At 43.9% G+C, this 25,381-nt stretch carries 22 protein-coding genes; 20 read left to right on the top strand and 2 right to left on the bottom strand.

What is annotated here, in order from left to right:
* Position 1: 1 nt before the first annotated feature.
* The 4 genes from QM657_RS12890 to QM657_RS12875 all read left to right on the top strand — a co-directional run bounded on the left by QM657_RS12890 (position 2) and on the right by QM657_RS12875 (position 2,786).
* The gene (locus QM657_RS12890) at positions 2 to 643 is read left to right on the top strand and encodes a histidine phosphatase family protein (protein WP_415067078.1); all 642 of its coding nucleotides are present in this window, start codon (positions 2 to 4) and stop codon (positions 641 to 643) included.
* Between the two features lie 23 nt (positions 644 to 666).
* Entirely contained in the window at positions 667 to 1,833 is a 1,167-nt protein-coding gene (locus QM657_RS12885; protein WP_415067077.1) for a class I SAM-dependent methyltransferase, read from the top strand.
* A gap of 64 nt (positions 1,834 to 1,897) precedes the next feature.
* Positions 1,898 to 2,242 carry a phenylpyruvate tautomerase MIF-related protein gene (locus QM657_RS12880; RefSeq protein WP_415067076.1) on the top strand — a complete coding sequence of 115 codons (345 nt, stop codon included), beginning with the start codon at positions 1,898 to 1,900 and terminating at the stop codon, positions 2,240 to 2,242.
* 37 nt (positions 2,243 to 2,279) lie between these two features.
* Positions 2,280 to 2,786 carry an NUDIX hydrolase gene (locus QM657_RS12875; RefSeq protein WP_415067075.1) on the top strand — a complete coding sequence of 169 codons (507 nt, stop codon included), beginning with the start codon at positions 2,280 to 2,282 and terminating at the stop codon, positions 2,784 to 2,786.
* Here the strand turns inward: QM657_RS12875 and QM657_RS12870 are convergent.
* Positions 2,781 to 4,043 (bottom strand): nucleotidyltransferase family protein, encoded by a 1,263-nt coding sequence (locus QM657_RS12870; RefSeq protein WP_415067074.1) that lies wholly within the window; start codon positions 4,041 to 4,043, stop codon positions 2,781 to 2,783. The two genes, QM657_RS12875 and QM657_RS12870, sit on opposite strands and share 6 nt — an antisense overlap.
* Before the next feature lie 206 nt (positions 4,044 to 4,249).
* Between QM657_RS12870 and QM657_RS12865 the strand changes: the two genes are divergently transcribed.
* The 3 genes from QM657_RS12865 to rpmF all read left to right on the top strand — a co-directional run bounded on the left by QM657_RS12865 (position 4,250) and on the right by rpmF (position 6,263).
* A complete protein-coding gene (locus QM657_RS12865; RefSeq protein WP_415067073.1) occupies positions 4,250 to 5,443 on the top strand; it encodes an acetate/propionate family kinase in 1,194 nt (397 codons plus the stop codon).
* Positions 5,444 to 5,553: 110 nt separating this feature from the next.
* Positions 5,554 to 6,081, top strand: coding sequence for a DUF177 domain-containing protein (locus QM657_RS12860; RefSeq protein WP_333648924.1), 528 nt, complete (start codon positions 5,554 to 5,556; stop codon positions 6,079 to 6,081).
* A gap of 2 nt (positions 6,082 to 6,083) precedes the next feature.
* On the top strand, positions 6,084 to 6,263 hold the full coding sequence (rpmF, locus tag QM657_RS12855; RefSeq protein ID WP_158376420.1) for a 50S ribosomal protein L32: 180 nt from the start codon (positions 6,084 to 6,086) through the stop codon (positions 6,261 to 6,263).
* 104 nt (positions 6,264 to 6,367) lie between these two features.
* Here the strand turns inward: rpmF and QM657_RS12850 are convergent, their stop codons facing one another.
* Entirely contained in the window at positions 6,368 to 7,159 is a 792-nt protein-coding gene (locus tag QM657_RS12850) for a helix-turn-helix domain-containing protein (RefSeq protein ID WP_415067072.1), read from the bottom strand.
* A gap of 175 nt (positions 7,160 to 7,334) precedes the next feature.
* On the opposite strand from QM657_RS12850, the gene QM657_RS12845 reads away from it, so the two are divergent.
* The 13 genes from QM657_RS12845 (at position 7,335) to QM657_RS12785 (ending at position 25,346) form a co-directional block, all read left to right on the top strand.
* The gene (locus QM657_RS12845) at positions 7,335 to 8,720 is read left to right on the top strand and encodes an ABC transporter substrate-binding protein (protein WP_415067071.1); all 1,386 of its coding nucleotides are present in this window, start codon (positions 7,335 to 7,337) and stop codon (positions 8,718 to 8,720) included.
* Between the two features lie 17 nt (positions 8,721 to 8,737).
* A complete protein-coding gene (locus QM657_RS12840) occupies positions 8,738 to 9,625 on the top strand; it encodes a carbohydrate ABC transporter permease (RefSeq protein ID WP_415067070.1) in 888 nt (295 codons plus the stop codon).
* Positions 9,625 to 10,464 carry a carbohydrate ABC transporter permease gene (locus QM657_RS12835; RefSeq protein ID WP_333648914.1) on the top strand — a complete coding sequence of 280 codons (840 nt, stop codon included), beginning with the start codon at positions 9,625 to 9,627 and terminating at the stop codon, positions 10,462 to 10,464. Before QM657_RS12840 ends, QM657_RS12835 begins: the two co-directional genes overlap by 1 nt.
* Before the next feature lie 96 nt (positions 10,465 to 10,560).
* Positions 10,561 to 12,399, top strand: a complete 1,839-nt coding sequence (locus tag QM657_RS12830; protein WP_415067069.1) for a sensor histidine kinase — start codon at positions 10,561 to 10,563, stop codon at positions 12,397 to 12,399.
* Positions 12,396 to 13,913, top strand: coding sequence for a response regulator (locus tag QM657_RS12825; protein WP_415067068.1), 1,518 nt, complete (start codon positions 12,396 to 12,398; stop codon positions 13,911 to 13,913). Before QM657_RS12830 ends, QM657_RS12825 begins: the two co-directional genes overlap by 4 nt.
* Positions 13,914 to 14,112: 199 nt before the next feature.
* Complete coding sequence (locus QM657_RS12820) at positions 14,113 to 15,282, top strand: glycoside hydrolase family 88 protein (RefSeq protein WP_415067067.1); 1,170 nt, start codon at positions 14,113 to 14,115, stop codon at positions 15,280 to 15,282.
* Positions 15,283 to 15,307: 25 nt separating this feature from the next.
* Entirely contained in the window at positions 15,308 to 16,681 is a 1,374-nt protein-coding gene (locus QM657_RS12815; RefSeq protein ID WP_415067066.1) for a glycoside hydrolase family 28 protein, read from the top strand.
* 1 nt (position 16,682) lies between these two features.
* Positions 16,683 to 18,743, top strand: a complete 2,061-nt coding sequence (locus QM657_RS12810) for a TIM-barrel domain-containing protein (RefSeq protein ID WP_415067065.1) — start codon at positions 16,683 to 16,685, stop codon at positions 18,741 to 18,743.
* Positions 18,744 to 18,833: 90 nt separating this feature from the next.
* Entirely contained in the window at positions 18,834 to 19,724 is an 891-nt protein-coding gene (locus QM657_RS12805; protein ID WP_415067064.1) for a family 43 glycosylhydrolase, read from the top strand.
* Positions 19,725 to 19,765: 41 nt separating this feature from the next.
* Positions 19,766 to 21,421 (top strand): glycoside hydrolase family 43 protein, encoded by a 1,656-nt coding sequence (locus QM657_RS12800; RefSeq protein ID WP_415067063.1) that lies wholly within the window; start codon positions 19,766 to 19,768, stop codon positions 21,419 to 21,421.
* Between the two features lie 219 nt (positions 21,422 to 21,640).
* Complete coding sequence (locus QM657_RS12795) at positions 21,641 to 23,629, top strand: aconitate hydratase (protein ID WP_415067062.1); 1,989 nt, start codon at positions 21,641 to 21,643, stop codon at positions 23,627 to 23,629.
* Positions 23,630 to 23,819: 190 nt separating this feature from the next.
* Positions 23,820 to 23,987 carry a hypothetical protein gene (locus QM657_RS12790; protein ID WP_415067061.1) on the top strand — a complete coding sequence of 56 codons (168 nt, stop codon included), beginning with the start codon at positions 23,820 to 23,822 and terminating at the stop codon, positions 23,985 to 23,987.
* A gap of 66 nt (positions 23,988 to 24,053) precedes the next feature.
* On the top strand, positions 24,054 to 25,346 hold the full coding sequence (locus QM657_RS12785; RefSeq protein WP_415067060.1) for an HAD hydrolase family protein: 1,293 nt from the start codon (positions 24,054 to 24,056) through the stop codon (positions 25,344 to 25,346).
* Positions 25,347 to 25,381 lie beyond the last annotated feature (35 nt).

Genomic DNA, 25,381 nt, shown 5'->3' with positions numbered 1-25,381 from the left:
GATGAATATTTATCTGATCCGCCACGGGCGGCAGTGCAGCAAGCTTTGCTGCGTGAATGTATCCCTGTCCGAGGAGGGACGCCGACAAAGCGCTCTCGTTGGAAAGCGTTTGGAAGGCAGGAACATCGATGCAGTTTACTCCAGTGCCCTGATCCGGGCGGTGGAGACTGCAAAGGAGGCCAACCGTTTCTGGCATGCACCTCATATCATAAGGCCTGAACTGAAAGAAATCTCCTTTGGGGAAATGGAAGGGCTGTCAGACGAGGAAATTGCGGTCAGATTCGCTGATTTTAAAGCGGAGCAGGAAAAGCTGGAGACAGACATTCCCTATCCCGGAGGCGAGTGCGCGAAGGACGTGATCCGGCGGGCTACGCCTGTATTTGAAGAGATCGTAGAAAGCGGCTATGAAAATGTGGCGGTGGTGACTCACGGAGGTGTGATCCGGGCCATGGTCACGGCTTTTCTTCACATGGAACCGAAAGATTTCCGTATACTTGGAAATTCCCTTGAAAACTCCAGCATTACGCAGGTGCAGTGGAAGAAGGAGTCCGGGCGTTTCTTTGTGGAACGGTTTAATGATTATGCGCATCTGGAGCCTTACCCGGAGCTTTTGCGGGCGAGCTGGATTGATGTGGAAAATTAAAAAGAAAGGAATTGTCTGATTCAATGGAACAAAAGGAAAGAGAGCAGTTAATTCAGATAGGAGAGGAATTTCTGGATGAAAACCTTCTTCGTATTGTAATCAGCAATCCCATCGACAGGCAGGGCGTATCCAAGGTAAAGGTGCGCCCGCTTTTGTTACGGGGAGAGCTGGTTTTCCAGGCTGAGGAACTGGTGGGAAACCAGGCATTTCACAAGAATTTCAATCCGTCAGAGTGTGCCCTTTACATGGCGGATTTACTTGACGGGAAGCTGCGCCAGATGGAGCTGGAATCAGGAAAAGGGCAGGTTCGTGTGCTCATAAGCAAAAAAGGAGCCTTAAGCATGAAGGTAAAGCGGCAGCAGCCAAAAATTTCGGCGGCCCCCCTGGTCAGTGACCACAACAGGCAGAAGCAGTATATATTAGAAGAAGGCCGTCCGGTCCCTTTTCTGGTGGACCTTGGAGTTATGACCCAGGAAGGGAAGATCGTTAAGTCACAGTATGATAAATTCCGCCAGATCAACCGTTTTCTGGAGTTTATCGAGGATATCCTTCCAAAGCTTCATAAGGACAGGGAAAATGTGATCATTGATTTCGGATGTGGAAAGTCTTACCTCACCTTTGCCATGTATTATTATCTCCATGAGCTGAAAGGTTACTCCATCCGTATCATAGGTCTGGATTTAAAGCAGACGGTCATTGACCGGTGCAATTATTTGAGCCGGGAATATGGATATGACAAACTGAATTTTTATCACGGGGATATCGCTGCCTATGAAGGGGTGGATCAGGTGGACATGGTTGTGACCCTTCACGCCTGTGACACCGCCACGGATTATGCTCTGGCAAAAGCGGTGAAATGGGGGGCTTCCGTCATCTTATCCGTTCCCTGCTGTCAGCATGAACTGAATAAGCAGATAGAAAACAAGCTTCTGGCTCCCGTCTTCCAATACGGAATTATTAAAGAACGGATGGCAGCCCTTTATACCGATGCCTTGAGGGCTGAAATTCTGGAAAATCAGGGCTACCGTACCCAGATTCTGGAATTCATCGACATGGAGCATACGCCAAAGAACATCCTGATACGGGCGGTAAAGCAGGGCGGGAAAAAGGACAACCGAACAGAGATAGGGGAGATTTTAAAATTTCTCCACGCTGAGCCGACCCTTGCCGAACTTTTGCTTAAGGAATAACAGGGATAGTATTTTCCGGCCTTCTATGGTATGATAGAAAGAAATTCAAAGGAGGAGATTTGCCATGCCCTATATCAATTCAAAAGTGAATGTGGCCTTGTCAGAGGAAGAAAAAGAAATATTGAAAACAAAGCTTGGGGATGCCATCAGCCTGATTCCGGGAAAGACGGAGAGCTGGCTGATGCTTGGATTTGAAGAAGAGTGTTCTCTTTACTTTAAAGGAAAGAATAACACGAAAATCGCCTTTATTGAAGTGAAAATATTTGGATGTGCCTCAAAACGGGATTATGACCTTCTGACTACTGAAATCAGCAGGATATACCGGGAGGTGCTGGGCATTTCTCAGGATAAGATTTATATAAAGTACGAGGAAGCCGAGCATTGGGGCTGGAATGGAACCAACTTTTAACCATAGTAAATAATATTTATGGCAGGAGGTATGGCTTATGGAGCTTTGGGATCTTTATGATGAAAACAAGGAGAGCATGGAGCGGACTCATGTGAGGGGCGTTCCCCTTGGGGAAGGGGAGTACCATCTGATTTCCGATGTCTGGCTGATCAATGATAAACAGGAGATTCTTCTGACCAAAAGGCATCCGGACAAGGCCCATGGATTGATGTGGGAGTGTACCGGAGGCTCTGTTCAGGCGGGAGAGACCAGTCTGGAGGGAGCTGTCAGAGAGCTGGAGGAAGAGACAGGGATCAGGGTGAAGATGGAAGACCTGATTCTGATTCATTCCATCCGGCAGGAAGAGCGTTTTATCGATACTTATATCACCAGACAGAAGGTGGGAATTGAAGATGTGGTGATCCAGCCAGAGGAAGTGGTGGATGCCATGTTTGTCACCTTTGACCAGCTTCTTGAGATGTGGGAGGAGGGAATTGTGGTTCCTAAATCCAGATTCCCCTTATACAAAGACAAAATCCAGGAATTTTTAAACCCCTCGTCATAGAATGATGAGGGGCTGTGTGTATTCGTTGTTTCGTTTTATATGGTACTTGTCCTGAACAAGGGTCTGATAGATATGGGAGCAGTAAAAGTCGTGCAAAAGCATGGACCATGCATCTCCCTCTAAAATCGTTCCTGCGTCGGCTGTTTTCGTAATGAGAGGGATATTCCCTCTCTGTTTTATTTCTCCCATAAGCCCTGAGGAGGACTTCTTAAAGCCTAAAACCCTGGCATAAGGCGCATACCCGGCTTTCCGGCCCGATTGGACCTTGTCCAGGGTGGCGCCTAACATGATGTGAAGAAGGGCTCTGCTGATTCGTGTATAGGTGTATTGCCTGGTTTTTAAACGGCTGATCTTTTCCTCAAAGGAAAGGTAATCGGGAAGCTGGCTCTCAATCCTGGCTGCCAGCTCTTCAGAGATATCGGCGTATTTCTGATATGGGATTCCTTCCTGGGCCAGACGCAGAAGGGAGGTATTTAACAGCGCGCTTAAGTCCTGGGGAAACATGGGAAAGCTCTGTTTCATCATCTCCATTACAGGCTCAGGAACCTGGGCCAGGGCCGGGCTTTCGTCTGTCAGGATTCCGGAACTCTCTTTTAAGGCTTTCCGGATGCCGGTGGCAGAGCCGTAGATGCCTTTTAAAAGGCCGGTATCGTGGTATCCCATACCTTTTCGGGATACGGTGACAGGGGTCATGGCGCTTTTCTGGCGGTGCAGTGCCTTGCAGTATTCGATTCCCAGGATATTGTTGGGAGAGGCCAGGATAGAGGCATCCTCCTCTTTTAACTCTCCGCTGGCAATGAGGCCGTAGTTTCTCGCTTCCGGGAAGGTAGCGCCGTTTTTTAAGGCCTTTTTTAGGTGTTCGGTATAAGACGCCGGTTCTGTGGCTAAAATAGAAGCAATTCCGGAAAGTTTTTCCACATCGCCGCATTCGCTTCCAAAGCAGAGGGAACCGGTTACCCCCAGGCCGTCTAAGAGGGCCACTCCGCAGGCGGCAAAGTCTTCGGCACTGCTGGAAGCAAAGAGAGAGGGTATTTCCAGCACCAGATCGACTCCGCAGGATAAGGCCATAGCCGCCCTGGTATGCTTGTCATAAATGGCAGGGGCACCCCTTTGGACGAAGTCGCCGCTCATGGCTACGATGCAGTAATCAGCCCCGGTCAGTTCCTTTGCTTTTTTGATATGATAGGCATGTCCATTGTGAAATGGGTTGTATTCCGCTATGATTCCAACGGCACAAGATTGTTTATTTTTTGACATAAAGAAACATCCTTTATCTTTTTGTATTCTATTATGCAATTGTTTTGTAAAAAATGCAAATTATTTCACAACAACACTTGAAAATTTTAAGAAATACCCATAGAATAAGATGAAGATCATTTTGCCCTGACTATGCGCATTGACACAGGTGAGACGGCAGAGAATAGTATGGAGAATGGTATAAAAATTTAAGGAGGATATAATCTATGAAAATTTTAGTCATCAACTGCGGGAGCTCTTCTTTGAAGTATCAGATCATTGATATGGAAAATGAGGGAGTATTGGCGAAAGGTATCTGTGAGAGAATCGGTATCAACGGCTCCAAGCTGACCCATGAGGCAGAGGGAAAGGACAAGTATGTAGTGGAGAAGGAGATGCCTGACCACAAGGTTGCCATTAAGATGGTGATGGACGCTCTTGTTGACGCTGAATACGGCGTAATCAAAGACGTGAGCGAAATCACAGCCGTAGGACACCGCGTTCTTCATGCAGGCACTGTTTACAGCGATTCCATCGTAGTGACTGAGGATGTGAAAAACGTCGTTCGTGATTGCTTCGATTTAGGACCTCTTCACAATCCTGCAAACTTAATGGGAATTGAAGCCTGCGAAGAGGCAATTCCCGGAGTGCCAAATGTCGCTGTATTCGATACTGCCTTTGGTATGAAGATGCCTGAAAAAGCTGCAATGTACGCAATTCCTCAGGAATACTATGAGAAGTACAGCATCCGCCGTTATGGCTTCCATGGTACAAGCCACAGCTACGTATCCCAGGAAGCGCTTAAGTACTGCGAACTCGATCCTGAAAACGGCAAGGTAATTGTATGCCATTTAGGAAACGGCGCCAGCATTACCGCTTCCATCGGAGGCAAGTGTGTGGACACCAGCATGGGCTTCACTCCTTTAGAGGGACTCATTATGGGTACCAGAAGCGGTGACATCGATCCTGCTGTTGTTCAGTTCATCTGCAACAAAGAGGGCAAGAGCGTTAACGAAGTAATCGATATCCTCAATAAGAAGTCAGGTATTCTCGGCATGTCCGGCGGAATCTCCAGCGACTTCCGTGATGTGCAGAAGGCACAGGCAGAAGGAGATCACCTGGCAGATGTTGCTATCGAAGCATTCATCTATCGCGTGGCAAAATACATCGGCGCTTATACAGCAGCCATGAACGGCGTAGATGCAATCGTATTTACAGCCGGTGTAGGCGAGAATGACAAGCCGATCAGAGGTGCAGTCTGCGAATACTTAGGCTATCTCGGCATCACAATTGACGCTGAAATCAATAAGGCAAGAGGAAAGCGCGTTATGATTTCCACACCGGAATCCAAGGTAAAAGTATGCGTAATTCCTACCAACGAAGAGCTTTCCATTGCAAGACAGACAAAAGCTTTAATATAATTGCAGACAATGTGACATACTGTATTTAACTGTGAATAAATATGGAAATATTTGTTGACAAATAGTGCGCCCCTATGTATAATAGCATAGGTGCGTATTAGGAGACTAATATGCTTATTAATTTAACCGAGTTGTTTACCCTGGAGGGAAAAGAGAAGACCTATACTCCTCATATTGAGATGAAGGCTTATCACGGACCGGGCGGTGAGTATGAAGTAGTATCGGCAGAACCAGTCGTGCTGCGGATTATGAACCTGGGAGGCAGGAAACTGGAGGTTGAAGGGAAGGCCAAGCTTTCTCTCACGTTTCCATGTGACCGCTGCCTTAAACCTGTGCCTGTTGACCTGGATCTTGAGATCATCCGTACCATTGATTTAGATGAGACGGAAGAGGAACGTATGGAGAAGCTCGAAGAACAACCATATGTTAATGGTTATAATCTGGATGTAGACCAGTTGGTTTGTGATGAACTCATACTGAACCTGCCTATGAAAGTTCTCTGCAGTGAAGACTGTAAGGGGATTTGTAATAGATGTGGAACAAATCTCAATCATGAGACTTGTGACTGCGATATTAGGTCTGCAGACCCTAGAATGGCAGTCATCCAGGATATTTTTAAAAAGTTTAAGGAGGTGTAACCATGTCTATCTGTCCAAAGAACAAGTCTTCTAAAGGTAGAAGAGATAAACGTAGAGCAAACTGGAAGATGAGTGCTCCAAACTTAGTAAAGTGCAGCAAGTGCGGCGAACTTATGATGCCTCACAGAGTATGCAAGGCTTGTGGTTCTTATAACAAGAAAGAAATTATTTCTGCTGAATAATTTTTACCCTGCATTTAGCGCTTGAAGAGCAAATGAAATTACAATGGATTCATTTAAGAAGCCTGTTTTATCCTTTGGGATGTGACAGGCTTCTTTTTGATTCTTTACCAGAGGCGGTAGCGTTTCCGGTATTCCGATGGAGTCATACGTTCAGACTTCTTAAATTGCCGCATAAAATGGGTTTCATTATTATAGCCGCAAAGCAATGCCACCATGTGGATTGACATATCCGTGGTGCGTAAGTAAGAACGGGCACATTTGATGCGGGCATTGATACACTCCTGAATACAGGTAAGGCCAAACAGCTCCTTATACGTGTGCTGCATATAAGACGGACTCATATGAACCATTTTAGCCATGGTTTCTATGGTCCATTCTTTATTTGGTGAGTTATTGATATCCAAGCGGAGTTTATTCAGTATTTCATAATTTTTATGTGACATGGCAGTATTTGAATCAATGCATTTTTGAGATGCAACAGAATAAAGCAGGGCCTTCATTGCTGCATCAATAATCTGAGCGCTGTAGGGGTGGTCAGAATGCTTATTCAGGACAATTAAGCGGACAAATTCAGACAACTGATTCAGATTCGGCAAAATCATCGGAGTATGGAAAGGAATATTAAGGGATAATAAAAAATCCGGATCTTCACCGGATAAAGTGAAATGGATCCAGTCATTGCAGTAATAAGGTTTTTTGCTGCCATAATGAACGTACGTATTTTTATCATATAAAATAGCAGTATTGGCAGGTAAATCATGAATTTCCCCATTGGCCTCATAATAGGATTCTGTTTTAATCAATAAAAGTACATAATCAGGACTTCCTTTAGGGCGGCGTATGCCAAATGCTGTCTGGTGGACAGATCCATAACCGCATATTCCTACTTCTATCATAATACTCCCTCCTTTGTCATGAATTTTAAGCGGTTTGAGGAAAAAAATCAACAGAATATGAAATATGCTTAAAAATATGTACATTGACCTTAAAAACCATCATTTTTTTTGAGGCCTTTTTTGTTATAGTATAAGTGTAGTAAAAACATGTAAATAAATCCAGAGGAGGATGAACATGAAAAGAAGAACATCAACAGCTGTAATCAGCGCATCACTGGCAGTTATGATGCTGGCTGGCTGCGGTCAGGGTTCAAACAATGCGGCAACATCTGCACCGGCTGCAGGGAATACGACTACTGAATCCAGTGCAGGGGGGAATGAAACATCTGCAGCAAAAGGTTCCGTTGTAACTGAGCCTACCAAATTAACTTATATTTTTGCTGATGGTGACGAGGGTGCCAAAGCTTCTATGAATGAGATTGTGAATCGTTTTAATTCCGCCCATCCGGATATAACGGTTACAATAGAGCCGGGAAATGGAGGCGCTTACAGCGAATTTTTAAAAACAAAGGATAGTGTAGGTGAATTTCCGGATGTGATGGAAATGAGAGATACTGCTGTATATGCCAGAGCCGGAAAACTGGAGCCGTTGTCCCAGGATCTGATTGGTTTATTCCAGACTACTACCGATTTTGACGGAACTGTTTATACCGCTCCATTGGCAGGTGAGAATACCCAGGGCATTATCTATAATAAGAAATATTTTGATGACAATGGTTTAAAAGAACCGGCAACTTATGAGGAATTCATTCAGTTATGCCAGACAATTAAAGATAAAGGCGATATGGCTCCTTTGGTTGTCGGCGGACAGGATATCTGGCATATGGGCTTTTTATTCCACAAAGCATATAATGATCAGGTGTTGAGTCAGGATCCGGATTTTATTAAACATTGCTATGAAGGCACAAAAGACTTTACGGACCCAACAATGAAGGCAGCTTTTGAAGAATTGCAGGAGATTATGCAGTATGCCCAGGATGGCTGGGTATCCACACCAGATGCACAGATTACTACATTTCTGGTAAATGATATGGCCGTGATGATGTATTCCGGAACTCATATGTTCAGCCAGATTTCTTCCGCAAATCCTGATTTTGAAGCAGGCTGGTTCCCCATTCCCAGTCCTGACGGGAAATTGCGTCTGGTCGGCGGAGGCGGAATCAGCGGATTGGCTATTTCTGCTGAAGCAGCTAAGGATGCAAACAAAAAAGCTGCTGCAGAGGAATTTATCAAATTTTTCTTTGAGCCGGATAACTACAAGGTTTATTGTGAGACTTTGAGCTTTATTCCAACAACTGTTGATCAGCCGAAACTGGATGTAACACCGGTATTCCAGGAAGTGATTGATACAACCTTAAAGGCTGATGATCTTGCACCAATGTGGAATGGACGGGTTGGAGATAATGAACTTCCTCCGGACTTCAGAAACTTTACTTATAAGACTTTAGTAGAAGTGCTTCAGGGAACCAGAACCATTGATGCAGCCTGCGAAGAGCTGAACAAAACCTGGAATGTGGGAATTGCCAACTTTAATCCGGTTACAGGAGTGGGCATTGAATAAAAAAGAAAGGAGATACGATGAGCAGAACAAAAAAAGGATTTGACCTGTATACTCTTTTCTTTATTGCTCCGGCTTTCATCCTGTTTACCTTATTTATTATTGTACCTACCGTATCCAGTGTGTATTATAGTCTTACCTCATGGGATGGTGTCAGCCCGAACATTAAGTTTGTCGGGCTGGCAAACTTCAAAGAGATATTTACCAGCGCCCGTTTTGGCAATGCCTTGAAGAATACGATTATTCTGACCGTTTTTATCACTCTGCTGGAAAATATCTTTGCCCTGGGGCTGGCGCTGGCTGTAGATCACGTAAGGTGGGGGAAAAACTTTTTCCGCAGTGCATTTTATGTACCGGTGCTGATCAGCGGTATTGTATCAGGCTTTATCTGGAAAATTATGTACAATTATAACTTCGGTACTTTTAATGCGGTGCTGAAAGGATTGGGAATGCAGGATTTGCGGCAGGACTGGTTGGGGAATACGGCGATTGTGCTGTTTATGGTCGGTATTGTTTTGATTTGGAAGGGCGTGGGATATTATATGATTATTTATCTGGCATCCTTACAGAGCGTATCTCAGGATTTGATTGAAGCAGCACAGATTGATGGAGCCAGTCCCTGGCAGCGTTTTAAGGCCATCACCATTCCAATGATTTCCGGGGCCTTTACAATTAATTTTACATTGTCACTGATTAACGGTCTCAAAGTTTTTGACCAGATTAATGTGATGACTGATGGCGGTCCGGGATTTACAACAGAAACACTGGTCTATCTGCTTTATAAGGTTGGATTTAATGAGGGACGGCAGGGCTTTGGAACGGCAGTTGGTTTGATGCTTTTATTTATCATTATCGTTTTAAATACCGTGCAGCAAAAGTTTCTGCGGGGAAGAGAGGTGCAGATGTAATGGAACGAGCAAGAAAAAAACTGAAGGCAGGGGATATTTTGCTTTTTGCAGCAGCAGTTGTTCTGGCTTTCATTTTTATCTATCCGGTTATATTTGCCCTGATGTCGGCTTTTAAAAGCAATGGAGATATTTTAAAAAGTCCGATTTCTTTTCCGGCATCGTTTTATATACAAAATTTTAAGGATTTATTTTCCCAGTCTGATTTTGCAACAGCCATTGTTCATTCTGTGACCTTGACAGTCGTATCAGAAGTTTTAATCGTCTGCATTGTTCCTATGGCTGCTTATGGAATTGAACGCAGGGGGAGTAAGATGACCTCATTTATATATTCTTATTTCTTGGCCGGTTTAATGATTCCGTTCCATTTGTATATGTTTCCGCTGTTTAAGCAGATGAAGATATTTGGTTTGTTTGGCAATATGGCGGGACCTATTGTTTGTTATATCTCTGGTTCCATTGCATTTGGTACACTGCTTTATGGAAGCTTTCTAAAAGGGATTCCGCTGGAAATTGAGGAGGCTGCCCAGATTGATGGATGTACCCCGTTTCAAACGTTTTGGAAGGTGACATTCCCCCTTCTGGGGCCATGTACAGGCTCCATGGTGATTTTAAACGGCCTGGGCATATGGAATGATTATCTTATGCCCTATCTGGTTCTGCCCAGTGGGAAAGCTAAAACCATAACAGTAGAAATTGCCGGTTTTGTCGGACAGTATTCTGCCCGGTGGGACATTGTTTTTGCAGGAACGATTATTTCCATTGTACCGGCAGTGATTATTTTCTGTATGTTTCAGAAGTATTTTGTGAAGGGAATCACAGCAGGGGCAGCGAAGGGATAATAGCTGGCAGGTATTCTGAAAAACAGAATGCCTGTTTTCGCTTGTGAACAGATGGGGATTTTGTTAAGATAAAAGAAACGGTATTGGAGGAAGCATATGAAACGGTGGTTAAAAAAATTAAATCTTTATCAGAAATTTACCATTACCATCATTATCATTGGGCTGATTCCCATGACAATATTATCCACCTTTATTGCCAATAAGATGATTCGGGATTACCGCAGTGCCCTCAGCTCTCAGTATGAACAGGCGGCATTGTATCTTTCCGGCAGCCTGAAAAATATGCTTGATACCTACAATACGATTTCTAAAATGCCTTATTATTACAGAAATTCCATCATTGGAAATGATGTTTATTCTTATATGTCCTTCGATAACTTCCGCCAGATTGTTTACGGCAGTAATTATCCTGCTGAAGTGATGGAACAGGAGCGTAAACGGGATATGGAAGAATACCTTCGCTATATGAACAGTGTAGACAATGGTATTGTGGGAGTTCATTTTCTGGGAGTTGACCAGAATGGCAAGGCGCTTGATTTTCATTCCAGTACCCTGAGCACTTATTTTAAGGATTCAGCAATGTTTGCGCAGATGGTAGGGTATGAAGGATTAGACCGTACGATCAATAAGATGATGGTAATTCCTCCCCATGAAACCAAATATTTTAGTGGAATTGCGGAACCTGCCTTTACGGTTGCCAGAAATTATTTTGATTTGAGAGGAAATGTGGGAAATACTCCTTACGTAGGAACGCTGTATCTGGATATCAATGTCAATAAAGTCAACCAGCTCCTTGATTCGGTACGGTTAAGCGGTGATGAAGTTTTTTATATTATGAATGCTCAAAATATTTGTTTTTACAGCAGTCAGAAAGATATGATCGGAAAAGAAATTCACTTTTCAGAGGAAAACTCAGGAGAAGGGGAAAGAGAATTACTGATTAGAACCAGACCTGATGAACATGGTCTTTCGTTGATTGTTTCTGTTGATACTCTCAGGGCTTTTCGTGATATCCGTAAGATGCAGACCATGATGTATTTCCTGCTTGGGGCCTCATTTTTAGCGTTGCTGTCAAGTTCCCTGTTTTTCTCAAAACAGCTGACAAAACCCATTCGCCGGATGATGAAACAGATGGAACAGATTGAACATGGTCAGTTCGATATCAGCCTTTCAGCAAACAGTGAAGATGAGATCGGAATACTGTCACAGCGGTTCAATCAAATGAGCCAGGAGCTAAAGAATTATATCAATCGTTACTATGTGGTACAGATCAAACAGAAGGAGGCTGAGCTGACAGCCTTAAAATCCCAGATTTACCCTCATTTTCTATACAATACCCTGGAAGTGATCCGCATGACGGCTTTGGAGGATGGACAAAAAGTTCCGGCCATGATTGAAGCCTTATCAGAGCAGATTCGTTATTTAATCGGTCCCATGAAAGATCTGGTGCCATTGGAAAAAGAAGTGGAAATGGTTAAAAAGTATGTGTATTTATTGAATTGCCGGATCAATGGAGAGATTCAATTGGCTGCGGATATCTCAGGGATGGCCTCTGTCATGGTACCTAAACTGATTTTACAGCCCATAGTTGAAAACGCTTATATTCACGGTATTAAACCCAAGGGAGGAAATGGGCGGATATTAATTGAAGCAAGAAGATCAGAAACAAGCAGGGATTGTGTTGAAGTTATGATTATGGATAATGGTTCAGGCATGGATGAGGAAACCCTTGGCAGCTTGAACACGCTTTTGGCCGGCAGTGATCCGGGAATCAAAAGTGATTATCACTGGCAGAGCATTGGACTGAAAAACGTTCATGATCGAATCCGTTTTTTGTATGGTGAAGAGTTCGGAATCCAGGTGACCAGCACGGAAGGTATTGGAACAATGGTAAGGATCCTGATGAAAGCGGAACAGGGAGGAGAAAGACCATGAAAATGATATTGGCTGATGATGAACCCATTATCACCCGGGGAATCAGGAAACTGGTGGACTGGGAAAGCATGGGGATTGAGGTGGCAGGGTGCTATGAGGATGGAAAAAGTGCATTGGAGGGGATTCTGCGCCTGAATCCTGATCTGGCTTTACTTGATATTTCTATGCCTGATATGACCGGAATTGATATACTAAAAGAATGCAAGTCATTAAATCTGGATACCAGTATTATTTTTATCAGCGGTTTTCAGGATTTTGAATATGCCAAAGCAGCTTTACATTATGGCGCTGAGGACTATCTTTTAAAACCGGTCTTAAAAGAAGAATTGTTGAATGCGGTTACCAAATGCATGAATAAAAAGAAGCAAAATATTTTCATGGAAGCAAATGCAATGCCGGCGCAGCCTGATCATATGGATTTTGGGAGAATTATTGAGCTGGAGGCGACTCATTATCGACCGGTACTGGTGGAGATTTTATTCAGTGAAAAGGAAGATAAGCAGATGAAACGGCTGACTCAGTTTTCGCTGATCAGTTTTTTGGAAGATTACTTAAGTAACCAGAAAACCGGCATTTGTTTTGTCAGAAAAGGAAAGATTGTAATCATCTTAAAAGGCATTTCTGCCAATGAAGCAAAGGGACAACTGGAAGAAATCATAAACGCAGCAAAAGAAGCAGTCCGGCACGATATTGTGATGATCATGGGAGAGCAGATTGATGAGGTGAGGCAAATACCTGCAGCATATGAGCGCTGTCTTGAAATGGAAGAATATCTCTTCTTTAATGATTATTTAAAATCCAGGATTTTAAAGGTTGGGGAATCAGTTTTTTCCTATCCAATGGAAGAAAGTAAATTGCGCGACGCGCGGGAAAAACTGATTCACGGAATCGTTGCTCAGGAGACTGAAGGGTTTGAGCAGCTCTATCAGTGGTTTATCCAGATGGTCTGCTTTATGGCGGAAGGAAAAAAAGAAGATGCATGCTTTTATTTTTGTACCGCCGTACGAATGCTGGAAGAGCGTTTTTTTGAATTAAATCTGGAAGGCTGTAAACCAGACATGAAAGCGTTGCTGGAAGAAAGCCGGAAGTGTGAAAGTTTTAATCAGTTAAGCAGGCATTTTAAAAGCATTTTTGCCGGATATTTGAACAAAATACAGCAGGCCATGACGAATCAGGAAAAGAAATCAATTATTCATGTGAAAGAATACATTGAGAAGCATTATAAGGAGGACTTAAATCTGCAAATATTAGCCGAAGAAATTCATATGAATCCTTACTATTTCAGTGCCTTTTTTAAAAAGCATACGGGGGAAAACTTCAAGACATATGTCAATAAAGTCCGGATGCAGCATGCCATTGCCCTGCTTCTGGGAACTGACATGAAAACATATGAAATTGCTGAAGCTACAGGATATAAAGATCCGCGGACGTTTACAGATGCTTTTTGTAAAATATACCAGGATACTCCTAATTCTTATCGTAAGAGGGTCATTGCTGAAGGGAAAAAACAATAGTATTTCATTAATACAGTATTTTTAAACAACGGTGGATTTAACGGATGGTCAGCCGTTGTTTTTAATTTCAGGCAGGAGTTTGATGGAAAAGCAGAATAAGTAAGTTGAAAGCAGCATGGTTTATTGTTTAATCAAGGGGCTTCCGGTATGATGAAAATCAAAGGAATGTGAATAAAAAAGCAGAGGAGTTAAAGTGATTATGTCAGTAGATGAAAGAACTGTTACCTGGGTAAATGAGGCGGAAAACAGAATTGCGGAAAAGATGGAGTGGCTCAGCGAAAAATCAAAGAATAAAATTCCCTATACCACCATCCATGGAGTCCATGATGACAAGAGCAGTAAAACACAGGAGTTCAGCCTGGATGATGGAATCAACTGGTGGACAAATGGTTTTTGGGGAGGAATGCTGTGGCAGATGTATCATAAAACCGGGAATGAGCGGTATGTGGATATGGCACGGGTCAGTGAAGAGAAGCTGAAACAATGCTTTACTGATTTTTATGGACTTCACCATGATGTTGGTTTTATGTTTTTATTGACTTATGTGGCTGATTATAGGCTTACAGGGAATGCAGAAGGAAGATGTTTCGGCTTGCATGCTGCCAATCTTCTGGCGGGACGTTTTAATCCGGTTGGCAAATTTATCCGGGCCTGGAATGGAGAACCGGGAGAGGGCGGAGCTGGAGATAACCGAGGCTGGGCTATTATTGATTCCATGCTGAATATCCCGTTATTATATTGGGCCAGTGAAGAGACCAGGGATCCGCGGTTTAAACATATTGCAATGATGCATGCAGATACTTTGATGGAATATTTTGTACGCAAGGATGGTTCCGTGCGTCATATTGTTCAGTTTAATCCGGAAACCGGTGAGATGGAACGGGATTACGGCGGTCAGGGGTATGGTCAGGGCTCCTCCTGGACCAGAGGCCAGGCATGGGGGCTTTATGGGTTTATGATGAGTTATATTCATACCGGAGAAGACCGGTATCTGGATACAGCGAAGCGGATTGCCCATTATTTTATCGCTAATATTCCGGAAGATGGATTGATTCCGGTTGATTTCCGTCAACCCAAAGAACCTTTTTGGTACGATGATACAGCAGCGGCTGTTGCCGCCTGCGGCTTGCTGGCAGTGGCGGATGCGGCAGGGGAATTTGAGAAGGAGATTTATCACCGGCCGGCTGTTAAGATGCTGAAAGCACTTTATGAAAATCACTGTGATTTTTCAAAGGACAACGATTGCTTTCTGCAAAAGTGTACGGCTGCTTATCATGATAAAACCCATGAGTTTTCAATTATTTATGGTGATTATTATTTCATAGAAGCAATCTTTAAGTTAAACGGGACCAGTGTATATCTGTGGTAAACAGCCGAACAGGAGGGAAATAACAGTGATCCAGAGAATTGCTGGTTCAGGAGCCATTGGTGATGGAAAAACGGTAAATACAAATATGATTCAGCAAGCCATTGATACCTGCCATGAAGCAGGGGGAGGTACGGTTCTGCTGGAACATGGGACTTATGTAAGCGGAACCCTGTATTTAAAAAGCGGTGTAACTCTGGAGATTGCAGTATCGGCTGTCTTGCTGGCAAGTCCGGATATCAGGGACTACGGGAAAAATACTCACTACAACCGCTATAAAAATGAGACAGATATGGACCGGTGCTTTATCTACGCCGAAGAACAAAACGATATCTGCATCAAAGGCCAGGGGCAGATCAATGGCAATGAGGGGGCCTTTCCAAATCCGGGCAGTATTTACAGGCCAATGCTGATGCGGTTTTTAAGATGTTCCCGGATTCGTCTTGAAGGAGTGAGGCTGATTGATTCTGCTGCCTGGAATACTGCCTTTCTGGACTCATCTTATATTTGGGTGAGAGATGTGGAGATTAAAAATTACCGGAAGTATAATGGTGACGGACTGAATTTTGATGGCTGTAACAATGTTTTTGTATATGGCTGCAGCATAACAGGAACTGATGATAACTTGTGCCTTCAGGCAAGCAGCAGAGAGTATCCGGTTGAGAACATTCATATCAGCAATTGTGAATTCACTTCCATCTGTGCGGCTATCCGGATTGGACTGAAATCAATTGGGGATATCCGCAGCGTTGTGGTTTCCAACTGTACCATGAAAAATGTCTGGAAAGAAGGAATCAAGATAGAGTGTACGGAAGGCGGTAATATCAGTGACATATCTATCAGCAATATCACCATGCGCAGTGTGTCAAAGCCAATCTATGTATTATTGAATAACCGTTATGAACCAGATCAACCTGGTAATTCTATTGATCTGGACCATGTGCCGGAGATCGGCACATTAAAGCGGCTGATGTTTACAAATATCATTGCTGCAGATGGACCGGAGCTTTTCGGGCCTCAGTACCGCTTTGGAAAAGATATTATGGGGGCACCCTGGTTCAATGGAATCAGAGTCGATGCAGAGGACAATCATAAAATTGAAGATCTGACGTTTGAGAACATCCGCTATAGCAGTGCCGGCGGAGTGAAGCTGGCAGATATTCCCGAAACGTATCCAAAAGTTTTGGATCAGTTGATATATCGTGATGAAATTGCCTCCGGCAATTATTATCCGGACTGGAGCAGGACGGCATTTCTGGATATCCGTAATGTGAAAGGACTGTATCTGTCCAATGTTGCGTTTGACAGTCAGAGAACAGATGAAAGACCTGCTTATCTGCTGGAAGGGTGTGAAATCCGAAAGCAGGAAATCTATGTTCAGATGAAAAAGGAAGGGAATTAAGATGCTGGAGAAAATCGCCAATGGTGTGTGGAAACTGGTTCTGGGTGAGCCGGAGGAATTGACACCTGTAAAGTACCGGAAATTTGATATTAACAAGGCTGGGCTTGAATCTCTGCTGCAGCGGGATGTGGTTCCGGAAGTATTTCAGGCTTTAGAGTGGAAAAAAACAAAAAGAGGAATTGCGGTCACTCTGCCAATGGAAACGACTGAAGATATCTTCGGTTTTGGATTGCAGTTGAAAAGCCTGAACATGGCCGGAAGGAAACGAAGAATCAGGGTGAATTCTGATCCGCCGGCAGATACTGGAGAGAGTCATGCTCCGGCTCCTTTTTATGTATCTTCAGCAGGTTATGGATTGTTTGCTGATACCTTCCGTTACGCTGATTTCTTTATGGGCACAAATTCCGTAAAAGGGAGGTCCGCAGGAAAGACAGAGGTGAATCAGATTCACCAAGAGTTTTCAGAATCAGCTCTTTATGCCCTGAAACGGGCAGGTGAAAAACGGACAATTATTATTGATATACCAGGTGTGAATGGAATCACCTTGTATATTTTTTCAGGAATACTAAAAGAAGCGGTGCAGCGGTATAACCTGTTTTCCGGCGGCGGTCCCCTGGTGCCTATGTGGGGGCTGGGTGTGTGGTATCGGACTTATGGCGGAAGTGACCAGGACAAAGTGATTCAGATGGCGGAAGCATTCAGAACGGAACACATCCCGGTGGATGTGTTTGGCCTGGAGCCGGGGTGGCATTCTCACAGTTATTCCTGTACATATGAATGGTCTTATTTATTCCCGGAGCCGGAAAAAATGATTGAGGCATTAAAGACACAGCATTATAAGATCAATTTATGGGAACATGCTTTTGTTTATCCGGCGGCTCCGATTTATCAGGATTTACTTCCTTACAGCGGGGATTATGAAGTGTGGAACGGGTTGGTTCCTGATTTTGCGGATGAAAAGGCAGTTGAGATATTCAGTGATTACCATGAAAAGAATCTGGTGGATAAGGGAATTATGGGCTTTAAGCTGGATGAATGCGATAACTCTGACTATAATCCGTCCAATTGGTCGTTTCCGGAAGTCAGTACATTTCCATCCGGCATGGACGGAGAGCAGATGCATAATGGAATCGGGCTGCTGTACCAAAACTTATTGGATAATATATACCGGAAGAAAAATTTGAGAACATTATCTCAGGTGCGTGCTTCCGGAGCATTAGCGGCTCCGCTTCCCTTTGTCCTTTATTCTGATTTATACGACCACCGGGATTTTATCCGGGGAATTGTTACTTCAGGATTTTCCGGAATGCTCTGGTCTCCGGAAGTAAGAAGCTGTGAAAATGGCGGGGATTTTCTCCGCCGGGTCCAGACGGTGATTTTTTCAGCACAGGCTTTATTAAATTGCTGGCGGATTCCCAATCCGCCCTGGAAACAGGTGGATGTGGAGAAAAATTTACGAAATGAATATATGAAGGAAGAAGTCTATTATACACAGGAAATCAGGCGGCTGCTGCAGCTTAGAATGAGTCTGCTTCCTTATCTTTACAGTGCCTTTATGGAATACCATTTATATGGTACACCTCCTGTCCGGGCAGTGGTGCTTGATTATCCGGAGGATTCAAAAGCAGCAGTCATTGATGACCAGTACTTATTTGGTGATAGTATGATGGTCTGCCCGCTGACCATTGAAGATGGAACCAACCGTACCGTATGGCTGCCAAAGGGGACATGGCATAACTTCTTTTCCGGAGAGATCTTTGAGGGCGGAAGGGAGTATCAAATCAGTGCAGAGCTGGAAGAAATTCCTGTTTTCGTAAAGAACGGTGCATTGATTCCTCTTGCCGAACCGGTGGAATGTGTAAGTCCGGACACTATATTCTGGATAAGGGTAAAATCATTTGGTAAAGGGGAACAGTGTTTTACATTATATGAAGACGATTTTGAATCTTTGGATGCAGAAAATGGAGCATATAACCAGGTTTTGATTTCAAGGGATCAAGAAGGCGGGATTTCCTGGGAACGCCGGGGGACACAACCCATTAGATATGAATTAGAAATATAATGAGACTGGAAAGGGGAAACAGATGTGAAAAGCAGTGTTTTTTTACCATTAGATAATCAGGGTAATGTTTTACATGCTCATGGAGGACATATGGTAAAGCAAGGGGACTGGTATTATTGGATTGGTGAAAACCGAACAGAAAATCATAAGGTATCATGCTATAAGTCCATGGATTTGGTGAATTGGAGTTTTTGCAATCATTTGCTTACCACAAACAGCCGGGTAAAAAAACACGATAGGGCCACTGATCTCACATTGGATATCAAGGGCCGGCAGGCAGATATTGGGACAGGATGCAATATTGAGAGGCCCAAGGTGCTCTATAATCCAAATACCGGCAAATATGTGATGTGGATGCACTGGGAATTACCGGATAATTATTGTGAGGCACGGTGTGCAGTTGCTGTCTGCGATACCATTGACGGAGAGTATACCTACCTGGGAAGTTTTCGCCCAATGGGCCATATGTCAAGAGACTGTAATGTTTTTCAGGACGAAGACGGAAGTGCTTATTTTATTTCTGCGGCCAGAGATAATCTGGATCTGCACATCTACAAACTGACAGAGGATTATCTGGCTATTGACCGGTTAGTGTGCATTCTTTGGCCGGGACAGGAGCGGGAGGCACCGGTATTGTTCAAACGGGGAAATTATTATTTTATGCTGACTTCCGGATGCAGCGGATGGTCGCCCAATCAATCTGCTTACGCCTATGCTAAGACAATAGAAGGGCCTTGGTCAGAATTGTATTCTTTGGGCGATGAGACAACCTATGGCTCACAGCCCACATCGGTTCTTCAATTGAAGAATTCCCAAACAGGAAGCTTGGAACATTGGTATCTTGGAGACCGGTGGAAAGGAAGCGGAGAAAAGTATTACATGTCTGAATATGTATTATTGCCATTGCATTTTAAATCGGATACGGAATTGCATCTGGAGTGGAGAGAAAACTTGAATTTCAATATAGTCAGCAGCGGATAAAACTGATCTGTAGTTATTACCGATAGAAGGAGATAAGATAAATGATAGTAAAGAATCCGGTTTTAAAAGGTTTTCATCCGGATCCATCAATTATCAGGGTGGAAGATGATTACTATATTGCAACATCAACATTTGAATGGTGGCCGGGGGTATCCATTCATCATTCCAGGGATCTGGTACATTGGGAGTTACTAACCTATCCGCTTAGCCGCATTTCACAGCTTGATCTTCGAGGTGTTGGGCCTTCCCAGGGGATATGGGCACCGTGTCTTACTTATCATCATGGAATTTATTATCTTGTTTATACAGTAGTCCGGTCTTTTTATTGCAATATGTATGATACTAATAACTTTATGGTAATGGCAGATAACATTTTAGGGCCCTGGTCAGAACCCATTGCACTAAATAATTTTGGTTTTGACCCCTCATTATTTCATGATGATGATGGCAGAAAATACATGGTCAGCATGGTTACGGATCACCGGGTACCGAAAAAATATGCTGGAAGGCTGGTTTTACAAGAATACAGCAGTGAAAAAAAGTGTATGATTGGTCAGCCCAGGGAAATCTATGCAGCGAAAGACATTTTCCTGGAAGGTCCCCACATATTAAAACGGAATGGGTATTATTATCTGCTTTCCGCAGATACCGGAACCGGAGAAGGGCATGGGGAAACGATTCAGCGTTCTTCTTCCATATGGGGGCCCTATGAAATGTACCGGCCAAAGAACATTCATAGAACAAGTGATACAGAGGCTTTTTCAATTTTAACTACCAGACATCATCCGGATTATCCAATTCAGAAAGCCGGACATTGTGATCTGGTAGAGGCAAAAGACGGGAGCTGGTATTGTGTTTATTTAATGGGAAGGCCCTTAAAGCAGCGCAACCCAGATGATGCATTGCGTTTTCCGGGATGCCGCAGATATCCTCTGGGCAGGGAGACTGCAATTGCCCGGATGGAGTGGACCCCAGATGGCTGGCTTCAATTAGCCAATGGAACTAATCTTCCGGATTTGGAAACTGAGATCAGCGGCCATGAACCGCATCTGTTCTTATCCAAACCCGTAAGAGATGATTTTGACTCAGAAATCCTTGACTTGGAATTCCAGTCACTGCGCATTCCGTTGGATGAATCATTTCTGTCTCTGAATGTCCGGCCGGGTTATTTAAGACTCTTTGGACGGGAAGGACTGGCTTCTTTGTTTGCTCAAAGCCTGATTGCCAGACGCTGGACATCATTTCATTTCCGGGCGGCGGCTAAAGTGGCCTTTGAACCAACTGTATTTAAGCAGATGGCGGGACTGATCTGTATGTATGATCATGAAAACTACTTATATTTACATATTACTCATGATGAGGATATTGGCAGATGTATCTCTGTTTTAAAAGCAGAAAATAAAAATTACAGCTATCCTGTTGGTTTTATAGCCATTGAAGATGGTGAGGTCCAACTGGAAGTGGAGGTTCATGAAGAAAAATTACAGTTCTATTATAAGACAGAAAAGAGAAATAAACAAAAAATAGGTACATCTATGGATTGTAGTTTTATGTCCGATGAGGCATGCAATCAAGGCTGGTTTACCGGCGCCATGGTAGGGATGTGCTGCCAGGATCTCACCGGAAGCCGTCTTTATGCTGATTTTGACTGGTTTGATTATGAAAACCTTATGTGCTCCTCCTTTGAGAAAATATAATAATTTAAGAAGCTTGCCGTAGTTTATTCAATATGGCAGGCTTCTTTTTATCTATAACTATAGGAAAAAGTATATAAGTATTATAGGTATCAATATATTTTACTTATGGCATGAAGGATACTATAATGGTTATAAGGAACTTTCTTTCATTGTAATAATTGGAGGTTCTGATTATAATTATTTGAAGAAGTAAAGGTTTAAAGGATGAGGAGGAAAAGCATGGGTAAATCATTGACGAGAAAGATTATAGAATCACATTACGTTTCAGGAAGCATGGTGCCGGGAGAGGATGTTTTTATTAAGGTGGACCAGTCATTGACTCACGATATCAATGCTGTCATGACCTATCTGGCATTTGAAGCTATGGGTCTTGACCGGATCGGTATTGACTGCTGTGTAAGCTATTTAGATCACAATTTATTGTACTTAGATCACAAAACACCGGATGACCATATTTATCTCCAGTCAGCGGCCAGGCGTTTTGGCGTCCATGTATCAAGACCCGGAAATGGAATCTGCCATACCGTTCAGGTATCCAGATTTGCCGTTCCAGGTCAGATCTGCATGGGAGGGGACAGCCATACTCCCCACAGCGGTTCTGTGGGAATGCTCTGCATCGGTGTGGGCGGCATGGATGTGGCGACGGCCATGACAGGGCTTCCCATGCGCCTTAGTATGCCGAAAGTGGTGAAGGTGTATTTGACCGGAGAATTGCAGCCCGGATGCAATGCAAAGGAAGTTATACTGGAAATGCTGCGCCGTGTCAGCATCAAGGGCGGACTTGGCAATGTATACGAGTATGTGGGACCGGGAGCTGCAAAGCTGGAGGTTCCGGAGAGAGCCACCATTGCCAACATGGGAGCGGAAATGGGAGCCACTGCCTCCATTTTCCCGGCAGATGAGCAGGTTCGTAAATTTATGGCCGCTCAGGAACGGGAAGGGGAGTACATAGAGCTTTTACCGGATGAGGATGCCGAATATGACGGCTGTATGGAAATCAATTTAAGCGAACTGGTTCCCCTCATTGCCTGTCCCCATCAGCCGGATCATGTCATTCCCATCAAGGATACAGAAAAGAAGCCGGTTCAGCAGGTGTTTTTAGGAAGCTGCACCAATGCCAGCTATTCTGATATTGCCAAAGCTGCATTGGTATTTGACGGACATTTTGTCCATGAAAATGTGAGCTGTACCTGTGCTGTTTCTTCCAGACAGGTATACCGTGATCTGATGCGGGATGGTTACATCGATATGCTGTTACATGCAGGCGTCCGCATGCTGGAGCTGGCCTGCGGCCCGTGCTGCGCCATTGGGCAGAGCCCGGCAACCGAAGGGGTGGCGGTGCGCACTTCCAACCGGAACTTTAAAGGGCGGGCAGGAAATCCCAATGCAGAGATTTATCTGGTGAGCCCGGAGAGTGCGGCTGCAACAGCCATCATGGGAACCTTTGCCTCGGCAGAGGATATTATAGGGGCAGATATCGTAAAATTAAAGGACATCAGGGAACCGGAGCATTATACCGTTGAAGATTCCATGATCATCAAACCCCTTCCGGAAGAAGAGGCAAAGAAAGTGGAAATCGTGAGAGGTCCCAATATTAAATACCTTCCCATCCCGGAAGCGCCGGAGGCCTCCATGCGTATTTGCGTCAGCTTAAAGGGAGGAGATAATATCACCACCGATGATATCACCCCTGCCAGTGCGGAATTCAGCAGCATGCGGTCCAATATTCCTTTGATGTCGCAGTACTGCTACCACCGCTACGATCCGGATTTTGCCGCAAGGGCGAAGGAAATGGGGCAAAGCATTATTGTCGGCGGTGAAAACTACGGACAGGGCTCCTCCAGAGAACACGCCGCAATCAATCCCATGTTCCTGGGCGTTAAGGCGGTGATCGCAAAAAGCATTGCCAGAATTCATAAGGGCAATTTGATCAATCACGGGATCATCCCCATGCTTTTTCAAAATCCGGAGGATTATGAAAAGATTGAGTTGGGCGATGAATTGGAATTTGAGAACTTCTTAAACCAGATTGAAGCCAGACGGGTGACCGTTCAAAACAGGACGAAAGGTTTTTCCTTTGACGTGAAGCTGGAATTATCGGATAATGAAACAGAGATTATTTTAAGCGGAGGCCAGTTATCTTATTTGAAAAAACAGCTTGCCGCACAGAATGGTGAAAAAGAAATCTCTGACCACTGCGACGGGTGATTCCGGAAACAGTTTTACCTGCAGGAATGCTTGTTTAAATGGTATGGATTTGCTATAATAGCATAAGATGGTAAATTAAAATTCAACATCCCCAGAAACGGGGACCGTACTGGATGAGAAGAATATAGGAAAGACAGAGAGTCTCATTGATGATAACAGGAACCGGTAAGGGGAAAGGAGGATCATATCCATGCAGCAGCAGGAACAGGGCAAAATGCCGGAGTTTCATATTTTTGGAAGCCACGTTATGAACACCACCGGCAATATGGGTGCTGACAAGGCAGAAAACAAGCTGAACAAGGATGAGAAGACAAAAGAACTCTTTGAAATGGTAGACGATTACATTGAACAGGCATAAGGAAGCAGGGACCGCCGACGAAGGTTGTATGGCGGTTCCTGCTCATTTTAAAGGTTGGGTGAAAAAATGGAAGCAGAAAAGAGAATTGGTTTTAAATTTCCTAAAATAGGGCAGAGGATTATCCGTTCTGTGTGCGCGGTTTTTATCTGTTTTATCATTTATTATTTAAGAGGGCAGGAAGGAAGCCCCTTTTATTCGGCTCTGGCGGTGATTCAGTGCATGCAGCCCTATAAGGACAGCACGGCTAAGATGGCAAAGCAAAGGGCAATCGGTACGTTTATCGGGGCCTTTTGGGGGCTGGCCGTCATCATGATTGAGCTCTATCTGTTAAAGGATGGGATGGAGATGACTGCCCTCACATACCTGATCATATCCCTTGCAACAGGATGTGTCATATATACGACAGTCTTTCTCAACTTTAAAGATATTTCATACTTTGCATGTGTCGTCTTTCTCAGCATTACAGTCGTTCATATAACAGATGCCAATCCCTATATTTTTGTCATAAACCGTGTGCTGGATACCCTTATAGGAATCGGTATTTCCATTGTTGTGAACTCTTTTCATCTGCCAAGGAAAAGAAACCAGGATATTCTGTTTGTGTCAGGCGTGGATGAGGTGCTGCTGACAGCGGATGAGCATTTAAATCCTTACAGCATGGTTGAATTTAACCGTCTGATTGAGAGAGGGGCCAATATTACGGTATCCACAGGAAGAACGCCGGCTTCTCTGATGGAGGCCATAGGTCCTATCCGTTTGAAGCTTCCTGTCATCGTCATGGATGGGGCGGCTTTGTTTGATATACGAAAAAAGTCCTATCTTTTGACATGTGTTTTGCCTTACCACCAGTCCAAAGAGATCATGGAGTTGTTGGATCAGTCAGGAGTCAGCTATTTTGCCAATGTGGTCATGGATGATGTGCTGGTGATATATTATGAGGAGTTAAAGAACTCGGCAGAACAGGATATTTACAGCAAATTGAGCAGATCATATTACCGGAACTATGTGAAACGAAGACTGCCGGAAAATGAAAACGTGATTTATTTTATGGTAATTGATTTAAAGGAGAAAATAGAAGAGGTCTGCAGCCGGTTAGAGAGGGAAGGATTTACAAAGAAGTATAAAATACTGACCTATGACTCAAAGGAGTACCCCGGATATGCGTATATAAAGATATATAATAAAGAAGCAACCAGAAAAAATATGCTGGAAAATCTAAAGGAAATGCTGAAACTGGAAAAGAGCGTGGTGTTTGGCACCAATCCCGATACATGTGATGTTCTGATACAAAATTTTGACAGCAATAGTCTGGTGAAATCCATCCGGAAGCTGTATGAGCCGGTGAAGTTTTTCAAATGACAGCAGGAGAGGACGCAGTGTGTTTATGCGTCCTC

Origin of the sequence: Lacrimispora sp., assembly GCF_047605665.1 — a bacterium.
Lineage (GTDB): Bacteria > Bacillota > Clostridia > Lachnospirales > Lachnospiraceae > Lacrimispora.
Note: the sequence above shows the minus strand (reverse complement) of the source record. Positions and strands in the feature narration are given on the sequence as shown.